This is a genomic window from Streptosporangium sp. NPDC002544 (assembly GCF_040295965.1).
Classification (GTDB): Bacteria; Actinomycetota; Actinomycetes; order Streptosporangiales; family Streptosporangiaceae; genus Streptosporangium.
Genome location: NZ_JBEOWJ010000001.1, coordinates 381,263 through 397,127, shown reverse-complemented (window position 1 = coordinate 397,127; position 15,865 = coordinate 381,263). Strand labels below are relative to the sequence as shown.

The window sequence follows — 15,865 nt, the reverse complement described above, 5'->3', positions numbered from 1 at the left end:
ACAGCGAGAGTGTGTCACCCCCTCCCCGACGGGGCGGAGGGGTCAGTCAGGAGGATTTTCCTTTGAAGCGATACATCGCCGGACTGGCGTGCGCCGCAACGGCCGTACTCGGCGCTCCGGCGCTGGCATCGACCGCGCACGCACAGGCCGCCGATCCGATCACCGCGCTGAAGGGTCAGCTCAAAGACGGCCATGGCGTCACCTACGTCGACATCCTGAAGACGCAGGGCAGCTCCAAGAACACGATTGCCGGCCGCCGTAAGGGTGAATTGCAGTTCAGCACCTCCGGGGTCAGCGCGTCGGACCACACCACCCAGCTGCGTTTCGATGAGGGTGCCTTCGAATTCGGCACCGGAGAAGGCGGCACCGAGGAAACCGAGGAGCAGAAGAAGTTCAGCAAGCTGCTCGCCGGACTGGCCGAGCCCGAACGAGTCGTCCGGGTCAAGAAAAAGGCGTACCTCTCAGGCGGGCCCTTCGGCCAGTTTCTGCCGCAGGACAAGCCCTGGCTCGGGTACCCGGGGGACACGCTCGGCGTGACCGGCTCGCTAGGCCAGCTCGTCAACGTCGCCGAGCCCGCGACCCTCAAGGCCCTCCTCGCGCACGCCACGGTCAAGAAGCCGACCGCCTATGCCGGGAAGATCACTTTCGGTGAGCTGCAGAAGATCTCGCCGTGGTTCCGCGCGTCACAGGATGAGCCGAAACTCTCCGACGAACAGGCCAAGACCGCGATCAAGTGGAAGCTGTTCCTGAACGCCGACCGGCTCCCCAGCAGGCTGTCGACCTCGTACACGGAGTTCTCAAGTGGGCCGACCTGGACCGTCGACACCCGCTACACCAACTGGGGTTCGAAGGTCACGATCGACGCCCCGCCGGCCGACCAGGTCGCCACGGTGAAGGAACTGCAGGCGGGCTTCGAAGCCGACACGCCCATCCCGCTGCTGACCGTCAAGTGATCCTTCCGCGCTGATCACACCCGGCACCGGACGGCCGTGCCCGGCAGGCTGCACCTGCCGGGCACGGCCGCGCTTCGCCCACCGGGCGCCGGTGATTCTTGATCCAATATTTCGGCATATAGGGAAGAATCTTCTTCCCCCTCCGCGACGACGCGAGGACACATACGGGAGGACCCCAATGAGGCGAACGATCGCCGCCCTGACCGGCGCCACCGTGGCGGCCCTGATGGTTCCCACGCTGGTGACCGTCGCCCCGGCGAGCGCCCAGACCGCTCAGACCACGAAGACCGCCCAGGCCGCGAAGTCCGACCCGGTCTCGGCGCTGAAGCGCCAGTTCAGAACCCACAGGGGCGTGAAGCTCACCGAGAACACGAAGATCGTCGGTGCGGGCAAGAAGCAGCGGACGATCTTCACCAGGCGCAACGGCGTGCTGGAGTTCGGCAAGTCGGGCCTGGTCGCCTCGGATCTGACCACCAAGTTCAACCTGCCCACCCAGGACGGCGAGTTCAAGGGCCTGTTCACCCCATCGCGGACGATCTCGCTGAAGGGCGTCTCCTACACCTCGGGCGGCTTCTTCGCCGACTCCATGCCCGAGGGCAAGAAGTGGCTGCGCGTCCGCGGCGACTCCCTCTCCCTGGTCAGCGCCGTTCAGCAGATCATCAGCACCGTCGAACCGGGAACGCTGAAGGCGACCCTGGCCCACACCGGCGCCAGGCGCCCCGGCGGGACCTGGGACGGCACCCGGACCACCGTCCACTCGGGCACGATCACGCTGGGCGAGCTCTTCAAGGTCTCCCCCTCGGTACGCGCGATGCTGGGCACGAAGCCCACCGGCAGGTCCGCCACCCTCCCGGTGACCTGGAAGATCTACATCGGCTCCGACCAGCTGGTCCGCCGGGTCGTGTCGTCGTACACCGAGTCCACCCAGGGCCTCAACAGCACCGAGCTGACCTACGTCAACGACACCCGCTACACCGGCTGGGGCACCAAGGTCACCGTCAAGGCACCGCCCGCCGACCAGGTGGCCGACTTCGACGAGCTCACCGTCGGCGCCGACCAGCCCGAGGACCCCATCAGGGAACTCCTCACGAACTGATCCGGGGACCGGAGCGCGGGAAGGGCACGGCGAGCGACGGCCGCCGTGCCCTTCCCCTTCCCCCGAGTCCGGAACCGGCGGCAAGGGGCCACCGGACGCTCCGGAGATCTCAGAGTTTCTCCAGTTGTTTCGCGTACGCCAGCAGCAGGACCTTCTCCCCCACTCCGCCACCGAAGTCGATCTTGGCCTTGGTCTTCTCGGCGACGCCGTCCACGGACACCACGGTGCCCAGGCCGAACTTGTCGTGGGTGACCCGGTCGCCGGGGGCCAGGTTGGGGATCTGCCTGCCCTCGGACTTCCTGACCGGGGCGGGGCGGGAGTCGCGGCGGGTGGCGGCGCTCCAGGCGCTCTTCTCCGGGTTGCCGCGCCAGTCGACCAGATCGGCCGGGATCTCCGCGACGAACCGGGAGGCCGGGTTGAACGCGGGCGAGCCCCAGGAACTGCGGACGGCGGCCCGGGAGACATAGAGGCGCTGCTCGGCGCGGGTGATGCCGACGTAGGCCAGGCGGCGCTCCTCCTCCAGCTCCTTCGGCTCGCCGAGCGAGCGCATGTGCGGGAAGACCCCGTCCTCCATTCCGGTGAGGAACACCACGGGGAACTCAAGTCCCTTGGCGGTGTGCAGCGTCATCAGCGTCACCACGCCCTGGCCCCCGTCGGCCGCCGGGATCTGGTCGGCATCGGCGACCAGGGAGATCTGCTCCAGGAACTCCACCAGCGTGCCCTCAGGGTTGGCCTCCTCGAACTCGGAGGCGACCGAGATCATCTCGTCCAGGTTCTCCAGGCGGCTCTCGTCCTGCGGGTCGTTGGAGGCGGTGAGCTCCAGACGGTATCCGGTGCTCCCCAGCACCTCCTGGGCCAGCTGTGAGGGCGACAGGTCGTCGGCCTTCACCATCAGCTCGTCCATCAGATCGACGAACTCGGCGATGGCCTTGAGCGAGCGGGTGGCCATGCCCGGCGCGTCGTCCGCCCGGCGGAGCGCCTCCCAGTAGGGGATCCGCTCCCTGCTCGCGAACGCCTCGACCATCGCCTCGGCCCGCTCGCCGATGCCGCGCTTGGGCACGTTGAGGATGCGGCGCAGCGACACCACGTCGTTCGGGTTGGACAGGAAGCGCAGGTAGGCCAGCAGGTCGCGGACCTCCTTGCGCTCGTAGAAGCGCACCCCGCCCACCACCTTGTACGGCAGGCCGGTCCTGATGAAGATCTCCTCGAACACCCGGGAGGCGGCGTTGGTCCGGTAGAACACGGCTACCTGGCCGGGTACCACGTCCTCGTGGTCGGTGAGCCTGTCGACCTCCTGGGCGACGAACATCGCCTCGTCGTGCTCGTTGTCGGCGACATAGCCGATGATCTTCGCCCCGGCCCCCTGGTCGGACCAGAGGTTCTTGGGTTTGCGGCTCTCGTTGCGAGAGATCACCGCGTTGGCGGCGGACAGGATCGTCTGGGTGGAGCGGTAGTTCTGCTCCAGCAGGATCGTCCTGGCCTCCGGGTAGTCGCGCTCGAACTCCAGGATGTTGCGGATCGTCGCGCCGCGGAAGGCGTAGATCGACTGGTCGGCGTCGCCCACCACGCACAGCTCGGCCGGGGCGACACCCCCCTCCCTGACCAGGTCTCCGTCGGCGGTGCGCAGCTCGGGACGGCCCGCGAGCTCGCGGATCAGGGTGTACTGCGCGTGGTTGGTGTCCTGGTACTCGTCGACCATGATGTGGCGCCAGCGGAGCCGGTAGTGCTCGGCCACGTCGGGGAAGATCTGGAACAGCGTCACCGTCAGCATGATGAGGTCGTCGAAGTCCATCGCTCCGGCCTCGGTGAGCTTCTGCTGGTAGTTGCGGTACGCCTCGGCGAGCTTGCGCTCCAGGTGGGTGGAGGCCTGGGCGGCCGCCGTCTCGTAGTCGATCAGCTCGTTCTTGAAGTTGCTGACCTGGGCGGAGAAGGACCTCGGCGGGTAACGCTTGGGATCGAGGTCCATCTCGCGGCAGACCATCGCCATCAGGCGTTGCGAGTCGGACTGGTCGTAGATGGAGAAGCCCGAGGGGAAGCCCAGGCGCTTGGCCTCACGGCGCAGGATCCGCACGCACGCGCTGTGGAAGGTCATCACCCACATCGCCGCCGAACGCGGGCCGATGAGCTTGTCGACCCGGTCCTTCATCTCCCGTGCGGCCTTGTTGGTGAAGGTGATCGCCAGGATCTCCTGCGGCTGCACACCCCGCTCGCCCAGCAGATAGGCGATGCGGTGGGTCAGCACCCGGGTCTTGCCGGAACCCGCGCCCGCGACGATGAGCAGGGGGCTGCCGTGGTGCACGACGGCCTCGCGCTGCTGAGGGTTGAGCCCGTCGAGCAACGGGTGGGTCAGAGAGGAGGCTGGGATCGACACGTCCCCTAGGTTAGAACGACTGGCCGACAACCGGGTCCAACGGTCGTAAAGGAATGTGGGCGGACCCCGCTGCGGTTGTGACGATCGAACGTACGCGGAGAAGACGGAAGGGTTCCCATGCTGTCCGAAGGCGAGATCAGCCGCGTACTCGCGGTCACCGCACACCCCGACGACGTCGACTTCGCCGCCGCGGGCTCGATCGCGCGATTCACCGACCGGGGCGTCGAGGTGACGTACTGCGTGGTCACCGACGGCGACGCGGGTGGCTTCGACCGCGAGCTGGACAACGGCGGCATGGCCGAACTCCGCCGCGCCGAGCAGTCCAACGCCGCCAAGGCCGTCGGCGTGACCGATGTGCGCTACCTCGGCTACCACGACGGGACGGTGGTGCAGAGCCTGGAGTTGCGGCGTGACATCACCCGGGTCATCCGCCAGGTCAAGCCCGACCTGGTGATCACCCACAGCCCCGAGCGCAATCACCGGTTCATCGCCCCCAGCCACCCCGACCACCGCGCGGTCGGCGGCTGCGCCCTCGACGCCGTCTACCCCGACGCGCGCAACCCCTACACCTTCCCCTCGCTCCTGCTCGACGAGGGCCTTGAGGCGTGGACCGTCCGCGAGGTCTGGTTGAACGGCGGCCCGGTAGCCGACCACCACGTGGACATCACCGACACCTTCGACCGCAAGCTGGCCGCGCTGCGCGCCCACGTCAGCCAGATCGGCCACCTGGAGGACTTCGAGAGCTTCCTGCGGGACCGCTTCTCCCAGCGAGCCGTCGAGGCGGGCTTCGGCGAGGGCCGCTATGTCGAGTCCTTCCAGCGGGTCCCCACCGCCTGACCTCGCATGAGGCCACAAGGACACCGCGCCCCTTGAACACCGTCGACCTGTCGTTCGCCACCGCCGCCGTCATCGTCCTGCTGGCCGTCGGGGCCGCCGCCGTCGCCTGGTTCGGCCACCTCGGGCACGCACCCGGGATACTCATGGCCTCCCTGCGCGCCGCCGTCCAACTCGTCGCGGTCTCGCTCGTCATCGTGTGGGCGGTCGAACGGGCGCCCGTGGTGGCGGTCTTCGTGCTGATCATGTACGGGGTGGCGAGCCTGACCGCGGGACGCAGGATCACCTCGGGCCGCGCCGCCTGGTGGGCCGCGGTGCCCATCGCGGCCGGGGCCCTGCCGGTGCTGGCGCTGCTGTTCGGCGGCGGCATCGTCCCGCCGCGGGGCATCACGCTGATCCCGATCGCGGGCATCCTGCTCGGCGGGTGCCTGACGGCCACGGCGCTCGCGGGACGGCGGGCCCTGGACGAGCTCGCCCACCGGCGGGGCGAGGTGGAGGCGGCGCTCTCCCTGGGCTTCTCGGACCGGGACGCGGCACTGGAGATCTGCCGGCCGCCCGCGGCGCAGGCCCTGGTGCCCGCACTGGACCAGACGAGAACCGTGGGCCTGGTCACATTGCCCGGCGCCTTCGTGGGGATGCTCCTGGGCGGGGCCAGTCCGCTCCAGGCCGGAGTGGTACAGCTCGTCGTGCTGGTCGCGCTGCTGGCCGCGGAGGCGGTGGCCGTGGTCGTCACGATCGAACTCGCCGCCCGTGGCCGCTTCGGCACCCACGAGCCGTCGCCCGGCTCGCGCACCCGTGAACCGGCGTGGCGACCGGGCAGGCGAAGAAAGTAGAAGCGGGTCAGCGGTTCGGGGCGGGAGCCTCCCGGGACGCGGGGTCCGGCGGGGCCAGGCGGGCGAACAGGTAGCCCAGGGAGTTGGTCGCGACGTGGAACATCGCGGGCGCGGCCAGGCCGCCCCGCCTGCGCAGCTCGGTGAAGAGCACCCCGGCGAGGCCCGTCGCGACCACGGAACCGGCCACGACGCGCGTCACCTGCCATCCGGGCACGCCGGAGCCGCCGCCGGCGGCCTCCCCGGAGGCCAGACGGCTCAGGGCGGGGTTGGCGGCCGTCATGTCCACGGCGGGGAGAACGTGCCAGAGGCCGAAAAGGATCGAGGAGACGGCGGTCGCCGCGCCGTGGCCGTGGGAGCGGGCGACGAGGGCGTGCACCACCCCGCGGAAGCCGACCTCCTCCAGCAGTACGGTGCCGACCGGCACCTGGATCAGTGCCTCCTCCAGCGCGCGGGCGCGGGAGAGCGACAGGGCGCGCTCGTCGCGGAAGAGGCGGCGGGTGGCCGGGACCGCCACGCCCGCGGCGTAGGCCCCCGCCACGGCGGCGGCGAGCGCGCCACCGATCCGCAGGCCACGCGAGCGCCGGTGGAACCCCAGCTCGGACCAGGAGATCCCGGCACGGCGGGCCAGCACGAGCAGCGCACCGGTGGCCACGGCCGAGGTCAGCGGTGCCAACCTCGGCGCCAGGCGGTTGTTGAGCACGTTGGCCCCCGCCAGCACCGCCACCGCCCCTGTCACCGTCCCCGCCGACGTCCCCGTCGACGTCCCCGGTGGAAACCCGGCACCGGTGTCCCGCGTCGGCTTCCGCTCCACCCCTTCAGCCCCCTCGGACCTCGGTTCCACACCCCGCGTGCCGGGGACCGCGACCCCTGGGACGGTGTCCTTCCGCCCGAGCCCGTGGAGATCCCACTCGAATCCGGTTCGAGGCTACGCGACCGGGGCCGGATCCGTGGCGGCCTGGCGCCAGCCGGCCGGGAAGCGCAGGCCGCGGCGTTCCTTCACGGTCAGGCCGCCCCAGATCCCCTCGGGCTCGGCCGCCCGGACCGCGTACGCCCGGCACTCCTTGAGGACCGGGCACCGCTCGCAGACCGCCTTCGCCCGCGCCTCCTGCTCGGCCGACTGGGTCAGCGGAAAGAACAGCTCGGGATCGCTGGTGCGGCAGGCACCTCGCGCGGCCCAGCCGATCTCCTCGACCATTGCCCGCACGTCATCACCCCCTGATGGCTCGGCCCTCAGACTAGGTGGATCGCGGCGTCGGGACATCAACCTCTCGGCGGATTCACGCGTACTCATCTCGACGGATCGGGGAGAACATTCCGCCGGCCTTCGCACCGAGGCTCGCCACGCCCTCGGGGGCGGTGCGCTCAGAGGGTCGGCCAGCCGTGGACCGGCTCGTTGGTGTGCATGTTCGCCATGTACCGCAGGGTCATCCGGCGCAGTGCCTCGTGTCTTTCGAGGTCGCCGAGCGCGTTCACCGCGTCGATCTGCCAGCTCGCCCCGTTCCTGCCCGTCAGGCAGCGCCGCTCGACGATCCCCAGCAGCCGGTCCCTGACGGCGGGGGCCACGCCCCACAGGTCGAGCCCCTCGTGGGCGAGCGGCAGCAGGCGGCGCAGGATCAGCTCCGAGGCCGGCACCTCACCGAGTCCCGGCCAGAAGAGCCTGGCGTCCAGGCCGTGCCGGGCGGCGGCGTGCAGGTTGTCCCTGGCCGCGGCGAACGACATGCGCGTCCACACCGGGCGTTCGGCGTAGGGCAGGACGCCCATGAGCCCGTAGTAGAACACCGCGTTGGCGACGATGTCGGCCACCGAGGGGCCCGCGGGCAGCACCCGGTTCTCCACCCGCAGGTGCGGGATGCCGTCCACCACCGCGTAGACCGGCCGGTTCCACCGGTAGACGGTGCCGTTGTGCAGGGTCAGCTCGCCGAGCTGAGGGGTGATCCCGCGCATCAGTTCCTCGCGCGGGTCGGCCTCGTCGCACAGGGGCAGCAGCGCGGGGAAGTAGCGGGCGTTCTCCTCGAAGAGATCGAAGACCGAGGTGATCCACCGCTCGCCGAACCATACCCTGGGCCGCACCCCCTGGACCTTCAGCTCCACCGGGCGGGTGTCGGTGGCCTGCTCGAACAGCGGGATCCTGGTCTCCTGCCAGAGCCTGCGGCCGAACAGGAACGGCGAGTTGGCCGCCATGGCCACCTGCGGGCCCGCGATGGCCTGGGCGGCATTCCAGTTGGCGGCGAACGTCTCCGGGCTGACCTGGAGATGGAGCTGGAGGCTCGTGCAGGCGGCCTCGGGGGTGATGCTGTCGGCGTAGGTCTCGAGGAGATCCTCCCCCTCGATCGACAGGTGCATGTCCTCGCCCCTGGCCGCGAAGATCTGCTCGTTGAGCAGTTTGTAGCGGGGGTTGGCCGACAGGGTGCCCTCGTGGACGTCGCTCTCCCGCAGCGTGGGCAGGATGCCGACCATCATCATGTGCCCGCCGACGGTACGGGCCCGCGCCTCGGCGTGGTTGAGGCGGTCCCTGATCACCTTCTCCAGCCGGACCGCGCCCTCCTGCTCCAGGGACTCGGGCAGGACGTTGATCTCCACGTTGAACTGGCCGAGCTCGGTGGCCCAGTCGGGCTGGGCGATGGCCGCCAGCACCTCGGCGTTCTTCATGGCGACCTCGCCACGGTCGTCCACGAGGTTGAGCTCGATCTCCAGCCCGGCCCTGGGCCGGTCGAACTCGAACCTGGACTCGTGGAGCATCTGCGCGAAGACGTCAAGGCACCGGCGGACCTTGTCCCGGTAGCGCCGCCGGTCCTCGCGACTGAACACCATCGCAGGTACGTCGCGTCCCATACTTCGCAGAGTCGCACATAAGTCACTGCTCGTACAGGAGTGGCCGGTTCACCGGCCGGCCGGTCAGACCAGGCGCCGCGCCGTGGCCCAGCGGGAGAGCTCGTGACGGTTGGAGAGCTGGAGCTTGCGCAGCACCGACGAGACATGGGTCTCCACGGTCTTCACCGAGATGAACAGCTCCTTGGCGATCTCCTTGTAGGCGTACCCCCTGGCGATCAACCGCAGCACCTCGCGCTCGCGCTGGGTCAGCGAGTCGAGCTCGGGGTCGATCGGCGGGGCCTCACTGGAGGCGAACGCGTCCAGCACGAACCCGGCCAGCCTCGGGGAGAAGACCGCGTCCCCGTCGGCCACCCTGCGGATGGCGTCGGTGAGCTCGCGCCCGCTGATGTTCTTGGTCACATAGCCCCGGGCACCGCCCCGGATCACGCCGATGACGTCCTCGGCGGCGTCGGAGACCGACAGGGCGAGGAAGCGGACCGTGGAGCCCGCGCCGAGGACCCGGCGCAGCACCTCCTGGCCACCGCCACCGGGCATGTGCACGTCGAGGAGGACCACGTCGGGCCCCAGTTCGGCGATCGCCCTGACCGCGGACTCCACGTCCTCGGCCTCCCCGAGCACCTCGATGGAGTCGCCCAGCTCGGCCCGGACGCCGGAGCGGAACAACCGGTGGTCGTCGACGATCAGGACCTTCACCGCGCTCATCGGGCCCCTCCCGCCGGTCGCGTCCGTCCGCCGTCACACCGCGCGGCCCGGCCGAGGGCTCGCTCTGTCGTGGCTCGCTCGCTGCTCACACCTTCTCCAGCTTCATGGTCAACATCACTTCCGTACCCTCGCCGGGCTCGGTCCGCACCCGGGCGCTGCCCCCGTGGCGCTCCATCCTGCCGACGATCGACTGGCGGATACCCATACGATCCTCGGGCACGTCCTCCATGTCGAACCCGACCCCCCGATCCCTGACGAAGATGGTGACCTCCTCCGGCTCAGCCTCGGCGTAGACGGAGATGACCTCGGACCCCGAGTATTTCGCGGCGTTGACCATGGCCTGCCTCGCGGCCTGCACCATCGCGGACAGCTCGGGGGTCAGCGGGCAGTCGCCCACGCAGACGACCTCGATCGGCACCCCGTGCGCGTCCTCCTCCTCGGCCGCCACCCGCCGCACGGCCGCGGCCACCGACGCGTCGGCGTCCTGCTGGGGCTGGTAGAGCCAGTTGCGCAGCTCCCGCTCCTGGGAGCGGGCGAGCCTCATCACCTCGCGCGAATCGGAGGCGTTGCGCTGGATGAGGGTCAGCGTGTGCAGCACCGAGTCATGGACGTGGGCGGCCACCTCGGCGCGCTCCTCCTGCCGGATGCGCTCGCGGCGCTCGCGCTGCAGTTCCTTCCACAGGGCCGCCAGCCAGGGGGCCGCGATCAGCGCGACACCGCCCACGACCACCAGCGTGAACATGATGCCGGACCGGGCCTCGACCAGCTCGTCGTTGGCCACCAGGAAGCCGATCGCACCGACCATGACGAGCACCAGCCCGGCGACGGTGCGGACCCGGTTCTGGCGGACCTGTCCGACGGTGGTGGTCATCCAGCGCTGCCGCCGGTCCGGATCCGCCTGCTGCCACAGGATCAGCGAGCCGATGCCGCCCACCGCGATCGGCCAGGCCCCGATCCCGCCCCCCGAGGTTCCGGTGAGCCAGCCCAGGGCCAGCAGCGCCAGCCCGATCGCGGTGTACGCGGTGAGCTGGCTCCAGTCCCTGGCGGGCTCTTTGCCCTCGTACGGCTCGCGCGGGGTGAACATCCACAGGGCGGCGTACGCCACGGCTCCGAACCCGTCCAGGACGGTGAGCAGCACGAAGGCCAGCCGCAGCACGACCGGGTCGAGCCGGAGCTGGGCGGCGGCCCCCTGGGCCACCCCGGCCACCAGCCGCCCCTCCACCGGCCTCATCAGCCGAGGGAGAGGCGCGTCTTCGGAGGTCACGGGCGCCGTGTCATGAATTGTCGTTCGGTCAGCCATATCGTCAGCATCGTCACACGAACCACCATGCCTGCGCATCAGGCGTTCCCCTGAAGCGACCCTGAGAGAGGCGTTTCCCCTCCGGGACGACTCAGGGGTGTCCCGGATGCGGCACGGGCCGAGGAAAGGCCACGATAAGTACATGAACGATACCGATCCGGCGAGCGCCACGTCCGGCTCGCGGCCCGGCTTCCCCACCGAGGATCGCGGTCTGCGGCGCAGCGACGAGGGCCGCATGCTGACCGGCGTCTGCGCGGGCCTGGGGCGGTACGCCGGGGTCGATCCAGTGCTGTTGCGAGTGGGTTTCGCGGTGCTGGTGCTCGGCTCGGGGATCGGCATCATGCTCTACATCGCGGCGTTCCTGCTGATGCGTGAGGCCAACGGCGGCCCCGGCTACGTGGAGCAGTGGAGCCGGCGCGACTTCGACAGCGAGACGGTCCTGACCCTGCTGGCCGGCCTGTTCGCCCTCGGGCTCATCGTCAACATCTCCTCGGACGGCGTCGGCACCGCCACGGTCGTGGTCGGCACGGTGTTCGCCATCGCCCTGCTCACCGCCCACTCCCGCGGGGTGGACCTGCTGGCCACCGCCAGGTCACTGCCCGACCGGCTGCGCGGGCGCCGGGCGCCGTACCCGGCCGATCAGTGGCCGAACCCGTTCGCCCACGGGCCGGGTGGCGCCGACGGCCGGCGTCCCGTCGGGGAGCAGGATCCGGCCGCCCGCACCGCCGCGCCGCCGGCCTCGGGCCCCGTGGCGTACGCCGCCCGCCCGGGCGGCGAGACGGTCACGGAGCGGTACGCGCCCGCCTCGGGAGCTGAGACGAGGGTCGAGACGGGGGGACCGTGGTCCACGGCGGAGCGGCCGTCCCCGGCCCCCGTCTCGGAGACCCGCACCGAGCCCGCCCCGGACACGCCCCCCGCCCCCGACCCCGTCGCCGAGACCTTCGCCGGGCCTGCCCCGGGTGCACCTCCCCGTCCCGCCCCACCCCGCGGAGACATCCCACCGGAGCCGTACCGCCCCGCCAGGCCGTCGTTCGACTCCTCCGGTGCGCCTTTCTCGCCGTACGGCCCCTACCAGCCGCTGGACCCCCGGAAGCGGCAGCAACCGTACTCCCCCTACGCCCCTTACATGCCGTCCGGGTACGGCGCGACGGTGACAGCGCCGCCCAGGCCGCGGCGGCCCAGATCGTTCGTCGGGGGCGTCACCATCTTCCTGGCCATGATCGTTGGAGGGATCATCGTGGCGATCCAGTCCGCTTCAGGACCGGTCAACATGACGGTCGCGGGCGGCGCGGCGCTTGTCGTCATCGGCGCCGGCCTGCTGGCCGCCGCCTGGTTCGGCCGGGGAGCCGGGTTGGTCGCGACCGGCACCATCCTGTCGATCGCCCTGGTCGCGGGGCCCATGCTGGGCGGCATGCCGAAGAAGTTCGGCAGCTATCACTGGCAGCCCACCACCCTGTCCGAGATGGCCCGCAGCTACTCGGTGGGGGTGGGCGACGGGGTGCTGGACCTGAGCGAGGTGGCCCTGCCGCCGGGTTCGCGGACCGTCGTGGACGTCTCGGTCTCGGCTGGCGCGATCAGCGTGATCCTGCCGGCGACGGCCAGGATCGAGGTGCAGGGCCATACCAAGTTCGGCGACGTCAAGATCGACCACACGGTGGAGGGGGGTGCCGACATCCGGCATGACAGGATCCTGGAGCCCGAGGTGACCCCCAAGGGCGACGTGGCGACCATCGTGCTGAACGTCAAGGTCGGCATCGGGGATGTGGAGGTGCGCCGTGCTGCCTGAGCACGACCGGCCCGAACAGCGGCCCGTGTCCCGGCGCGTACACCGCACCGACTGGATGGCCCTGCTCAGCGGCATGCTGTTCATCGCGATCGGAGTCGTCTTCATCAGCAGACCGGCCGTCCAGCCGCTGGTCATGCTCACGGTCCTGGTGAGCGGCCTGGGCTTGGCGGGCCTGGTCGCCATCCTGGCCAAGGTCACCCGGAGCTAGGGAGATCGGGGCCGCCCGGACGTCAGAGCAACAGGTCATATCGGGCATTAGGCTCGGAGCATGTCAGCCCTGGAGTTCGTCAGCACCGTTCGCGCGACGCGGACCGGTCTGACGGACCTGCTCTCCGACGTGCAGGGCATGACCGCGTGGGGCCGGGCGCACGCCGCCGAGCTGGGGATCGCCCCGGATTTCACCGCCTCTGAGGAACTGCGGAGCGAAGTGGTCGAGCTGCGGCAGGCCGTACGGGCGCTCTTCGCCAGGGCCGTGGCGCCGGGCGCCGCGAGCGACGCGGACGCGCACCGGCTCCCGGACTTCGCCGAGTCGCTCGACCTGGTCAACGCCACGGCACTGGCCATGCCTTCGGCCCCGCGGCTGGAGTGGCCCGCCGGCGAGGCGCCCCGGGCGCGGACGGTTCCGGGCGTCGAGGTCACGGAGTCCGAACGGATCCGGGCCACCCTCGCGACGTCGGCGATCGAGCTGCTGGCCGGCCCCCGGCGCGAGCAGATCCGCGTCTGCCCCGCCCCCCGCTGCGTGCTCTATTTCATCAAGGAGCACGCCCGGCAGGAGTGGTGCTCGCTCGGCTGCGGCAACCGGGCCCGAGCCGCCCGCCATTACCGCCAGCGCCGGAACGGCTGACCCACCCCGGCGCCAGGCCGCCCACCTCTCATGTCGCCGCATCCGGTGACGTCTGCCCGTACGCCTGGCAACGTCGCGCTTTCCTGACCGCGCACCAAGGTGACGTCGCCTCCAGTGGTTACCCGCTCCCACCTGTCGCGCGTCCATTCGGCGGGCTCTCCTCATCCGGGCCTACCCCCAGCCCACCAAGAGTGATTTACGCCATATTTTTCTAACGTGACAAATGCCGATTTTGCGTTAGATTGCGGGCAGTAGAGCTAACGGATCGAGCCGTTAGAAAACGTGGAGGAGAGATCAAATGACCTTCCAGACCGACCACGTCGGCCTCAACGTCTCCGACCTCGACAGGTCCAAGGACTTCTACCTGAAGGTCTTCGGCTTCGAGATCTTCGGCGAGTCGGACCAGCCGGACCGGCGCTACGCCTTCCTCGGTCTCGACGGGAAGCTGGTGCTCACCCTCTGGCAGCAGAGCGAGGGCAGCTTCGCCACCGGGCTGCCGGGCCTGCACCACCTGTCCTTCCAGGTGCCGGACATCGAGGCGGTCCGCCAAGCCGAGACCGTGATCCGGGGACTCGGGGCCACGCTCCACCACGACGGCGTGGTCCCGCACGGCGAGGGGGCGTCCTCGGGGGGCGTGTTCTTCGAGGACCCGGACGGCATCCGGCTGGAGATCTTCGCGCCCAGCGGCGCCGACGAGCGCCCCGCGCCGACCACCGGCGCCCCCACCTGCGGCTTCTTCTAGACGACCATGGAGCACGGGGGAGAAATCGCGGTACAGCGCAGGACCGGGGTCCGCGCGGTGGCACTGGGCTCGGCCAGGACCCGGCCGGAGATCCCGGCGGTGGCGGCCGAGTTCCTGGGGCGGCAGCGGATGCTGCTGATCGGAGCCGCGGGGCGGGACGGGCTCCCGTGGGCGACGGTCCTGACCGGGCCCGAGGGGTTCGCCAGGGCCGCGGACGAACGGACCGTGGTGATCGACACGCTGCCGGGTGAGCACGATCCGCTGGCCGGACTGGACGAGGGCGAGATCGGGATGCTCGCGATCGAGCCCCTGACCAGGCGCAGGATGCGGGTCAACGGCACGGTCCGGCGGGACGGCGGGCGACTGGTCGTCCACACCGAGCAGGCGTACGCCAACTGTCCCAAGTACATCCAGACGCGGGACATCGTCGCGGAGGTCACCGGGCCGGCCACCGGCTCCTCCTCGGCGACGGTGTTCGGCGACGGCGACCGGGCGTGGATCGAGGGCGCCGACACGTTCTTCGTCGCCACCTCGGCCCCCGGCCTGGGTGCGGATCTGTCGCACCGGGGCGGCAACCCGGGGTTCGTCCGGGTGCTGGACGAGCGACGGCTGGTCTGGCCGGACTACGCCGGCAACCTGATGTACATGACGCTCGGCAACCTGGAACTGGACGAACACTGCGGCCTGCTCTTCCTCGACTGGGAGAACGGCGACGCGCTGCACCTGACCGGGCGGGCCCGCGTCGACTGGGAGCCGGGCGACGTCCCGGGGGCACAGCGGCTGGTCGGGTTCGAGGTGGACCGGATCGTCCGGGTCCGGGGAGCCAGCCCGCTCCGCTGGCGGCTCGGGGAGTACTCCCGCCACAACCCGCCGGCGCACGCCGCCCGCGCCGCGAACGGGGCGCGGGGAAACCCTTGACGGGGTCATCGGGATCATCGTGGACCGGGCGGCGTGTTCGTCACGCCCGCGCCGTCCGACCTGGACGATGATCGGTTGACGTACCTCGCCGGACCCGACGACCCACTGATCGACGCGGTCGAGGAGGCCGCGGAACCCATGGAGGAAGTGTGATGTTCACCGAGGAGACGGCCAGGGCCAAGGTCCAGGCCGCCGAGGACGCGTGGAACACGCGCGACCCCGAGCGGGTCTCGCTCGCCTACACGCCCGACTCCCGCTGGCGCAACCGGGACGAGTTCCTCACCGGGCGCGCGGAGATCAGGGAGTTCCTGAGCCGCAAGTGGGCCAGGGAGCAGGACTACCGGCTCCGCAAGGAGCTGTGGACGTTCGGTGGCAACCGCATCGCCGTGCGGTTCCAGTACGAGTGGCACGACGCGGGCGGCCAGTGGTGGCGCAGCTACGGAAACGAGCTGTGGGAGTTCGCCGACGACGGGCTGATGCGGCGCCGCGAGGCGAGCATCAACGACCTCAGAATCGACGAAACGGACCGCCGTATTCTCGGCGACCGCGAACCCGAGGAACTTCCGTTGGCCTGAGACCAAAGGGTTGACCGGGGAGAACTGGGGCGTAAGTTCTCATTTATCGGTTCTCACTTCTCCTATACCCCTGTGGTTG

The 15,865-nt window shown here is 70.4% G+C and carries 16 protein-coding genes; 10 read left to right on the top strand and 6 right to left on the bottom strand.

The features are described 5' to 3' along the window. Positions 1-62: 62 nt before the first annotated feature. Both ABT061_RS01855 and ABT061_RS01850 read left to right on the top strand, forming a co-directional pair. Positions 63-953 (top strand): hypothetical protein, encoded by an 891-nt coding sequence (locus tag ABT061_RS01855; protein WP_350911584.1) that lies wholly within the window; start codon positions 63-65, stop codon positions 951-953. Positions 954-1,131: 178 nt separating this feature from the next. Further along, the gene (locus ABT061_RS01850) at positions 1,132-2,049 is read left to right on the top strand and encodes a hypothetical protein (RefSeq protein WP_350911582.1); all 918 of its coding nucleotides are present in this window, start codon (positions 1,132-1,134) and stop codon (positions 2,047-2,049) included. Positions 2,050-2,158: 109 nt separating this feature from the next. Here the strand turns inward: ABT061_RS01850 and pcrA are convergent, their stop codons facing one another. Continuing rightward, on the bottom strand, positions 2,159-4,414 hold the full coding sequence (gene pcrA / locus ABT061_RS01845; RefSeq protein WP_350911966.1) for a DNA helicase PcrA: 2,256 nt from the start codon (positions 4,412-4,414) through the stop codon (positions 2,159-2,161). Between the two features lie 123 nt (positions 4,415-4,537). On the opposite strand from pcrA, the gene ABT061_RS01840 reads away from it, so the two are divergent. Both ABT061_RS01840 and ABT061_RS01835 read left to right on the top strand, forming a co-directional pair. After that, entirely contained in the window at positions 4,538-5,257 is a 720-nt protein-coding gene (locus ABT061_RS01840; RefSeq protein ID WP_350911580.1) for a PIG-L deacetylase family protein, read from the top strand. Between the two features lie 32 nt (positions 5,258-5,289). Continuing rightward, on the top strand, positions 5,290-6,087 hold the full coding sequence (locus ABT061_RS01835) for an ABC transporter permease (protein ID WP_350911578.1): 798 nt from the start codon (positions 5,290-5,292) through the stop codon (positions 6,085-6,087). Between the two features lie 7 nt (positions 6,088-6,094). On the opposite strand, the gene ABT061_RS01830 is transcribed toward ABT061_RS01835, so the two are convergent. From ABT061_RS01830 to ABT061_RS01810, 5 genes are all read right to left on the bottom strand, one after another. Next, positions 6,095-6,823, bottom strand: coding sequence for a CPBP family intramembrane glutamic endopeptidase (locus ABT061_RS01830; RefSeq protein WP_350911576.1), 729 nt, complete (start codon positions 6,821-6,823; stop codon positions 6,095-6,097). A 189-nt stretch (positions 6,824-7,012) separates the two neighbouring features. Continuing rightward, positions 7,013-7,282 carry a WhiB family transcriptional regulator gene (locus ABT061_RS01825; RefSeq protein ID WP_350911965.1) on the bottom strand — a complete coding sequence of 90 codons (270 nt, stop codon included), beginning with the start codon at positions 7,280-7,282 and terminating at the stop codon, positions 7,013-7,015. Between the two features lie 167 nt (positions 7,283-7,449). After that, complete coding sequence (locus ABT061_RS01820; RefSeq protein ID WP_350911574.1) at positions 7,450-8,919, bottom strand: glutamate-cysteine ligase family protein; 1,470 nt, start codon at positions 8,917-8,919, stop codon at positions 7,450-7,452. A gap of 63 nt (positions 8,920-8,982) precedes the next feature. After that, positions 8,983-9,621: a response regulator gene (locus ABT061_RS01815; RefSeq protein ID WP_350911572.1), complete on the bottom strand. Its 639-nt coding sequence runs from the start codon at positions 9,619-9,621 to the stop codon at positions 8,983-8,985. A gap of 85 nt (positions 9,622-9,706) precedes the next feature. Then, complete coding sequence (locus tag ABT061_RS01810) at positions 9,707-10,921, bottom strand: ATP-binding protein (RefSeq protein WP_350911570.1); 1,215 nt, start codon at positions 10,919-10,921, stop codon at positions 9,707-9,709. A gap of 142 nt (positions 10,922-11,063) precedes the next feature. On the opposite strand from ABT061_RS01810, the gene ABT061_RS01805 reads away from it, so the two are divergent. The 6 genes from ABT061_RS01805 (at position 11,064) to ABT061_RS01780 (ending at position 15,786) form a co-directional block, all read left to right on the top strand. Further along, on the top strand, positions 11,064-12,707 hold the full coding sequence (locus ABT061_RS01805) for a PspC domain-containing protein (protein ID WP_350911568.1): 1,644 nt from the start codon (positions 11,064-11,066) through the stop codon (positions 12,705-12,707). Further along, the gene (locus ABT061_RS01800) at positions 12,697-12,915 is read left to right on the top strand and encodes a hypothetical protein (RefSeq protein ID WP_350911566.1); all 219 of its coding nucleotides are present in this window, start codon (positions 12,697-12,699) and stop codon (positions 12,913-12,915) included. Before ABT061_RS01805 ends, ABT061_RS01800 begins: the two co-directional genes overlap by 11 nt. Positions 12,916-12,975: 60 nt before the next feature. After that, positions 12,976-13,551, top strand: a complete 576-nt coding sequence (locus ABT061_RS01795) for a CGNR zinc finger domain-containing protein (RefSeq protein ID WP_350911564.1) — start codon at positions 12,976-12,978, stop codon at positions 13,549-13,551. A 298-nt stretch (positions 13,552-13,849) separates the two neighbouring features. Then, a complete protein-coding gene (locus ABT061_RS01790) occupies positions 13,850-14,293 on the top strand; it encodes a VOC family protein (protein ID WP_350911562.1) in 444 nt (147 codons plus the stop codon). Positions 14,294-14,299: 6 nt separating this feature from the next. Further along, positions 14,300-15,211, top strand: a complete 912-nt coding sequence (locus ABT061_RS01785) for a pyridoxamine 5'-phosphate oxidase family protein (protein ID WP_350911561.1) — start codon at positions 14,300-14,302, stop codon at positions 15,209-15,211. Between the two features lie 152 nt (positions 15,212-15,363). Then, positions 15,364-15,786 carry a nuclear transport factor 2 family protein gene (locus ABT061_RS01780; RefSeq protein WP_350911559.1) on the top strand — a complete coding sequence of 141 codons (423 nt, stop codon included), beginning with the start codon at positions 15,364-15,366 and terminating at the stop codon, positions 15,784-15,786. Positions 15,787-15,865 lie beyond the last annotated feature (79 nt).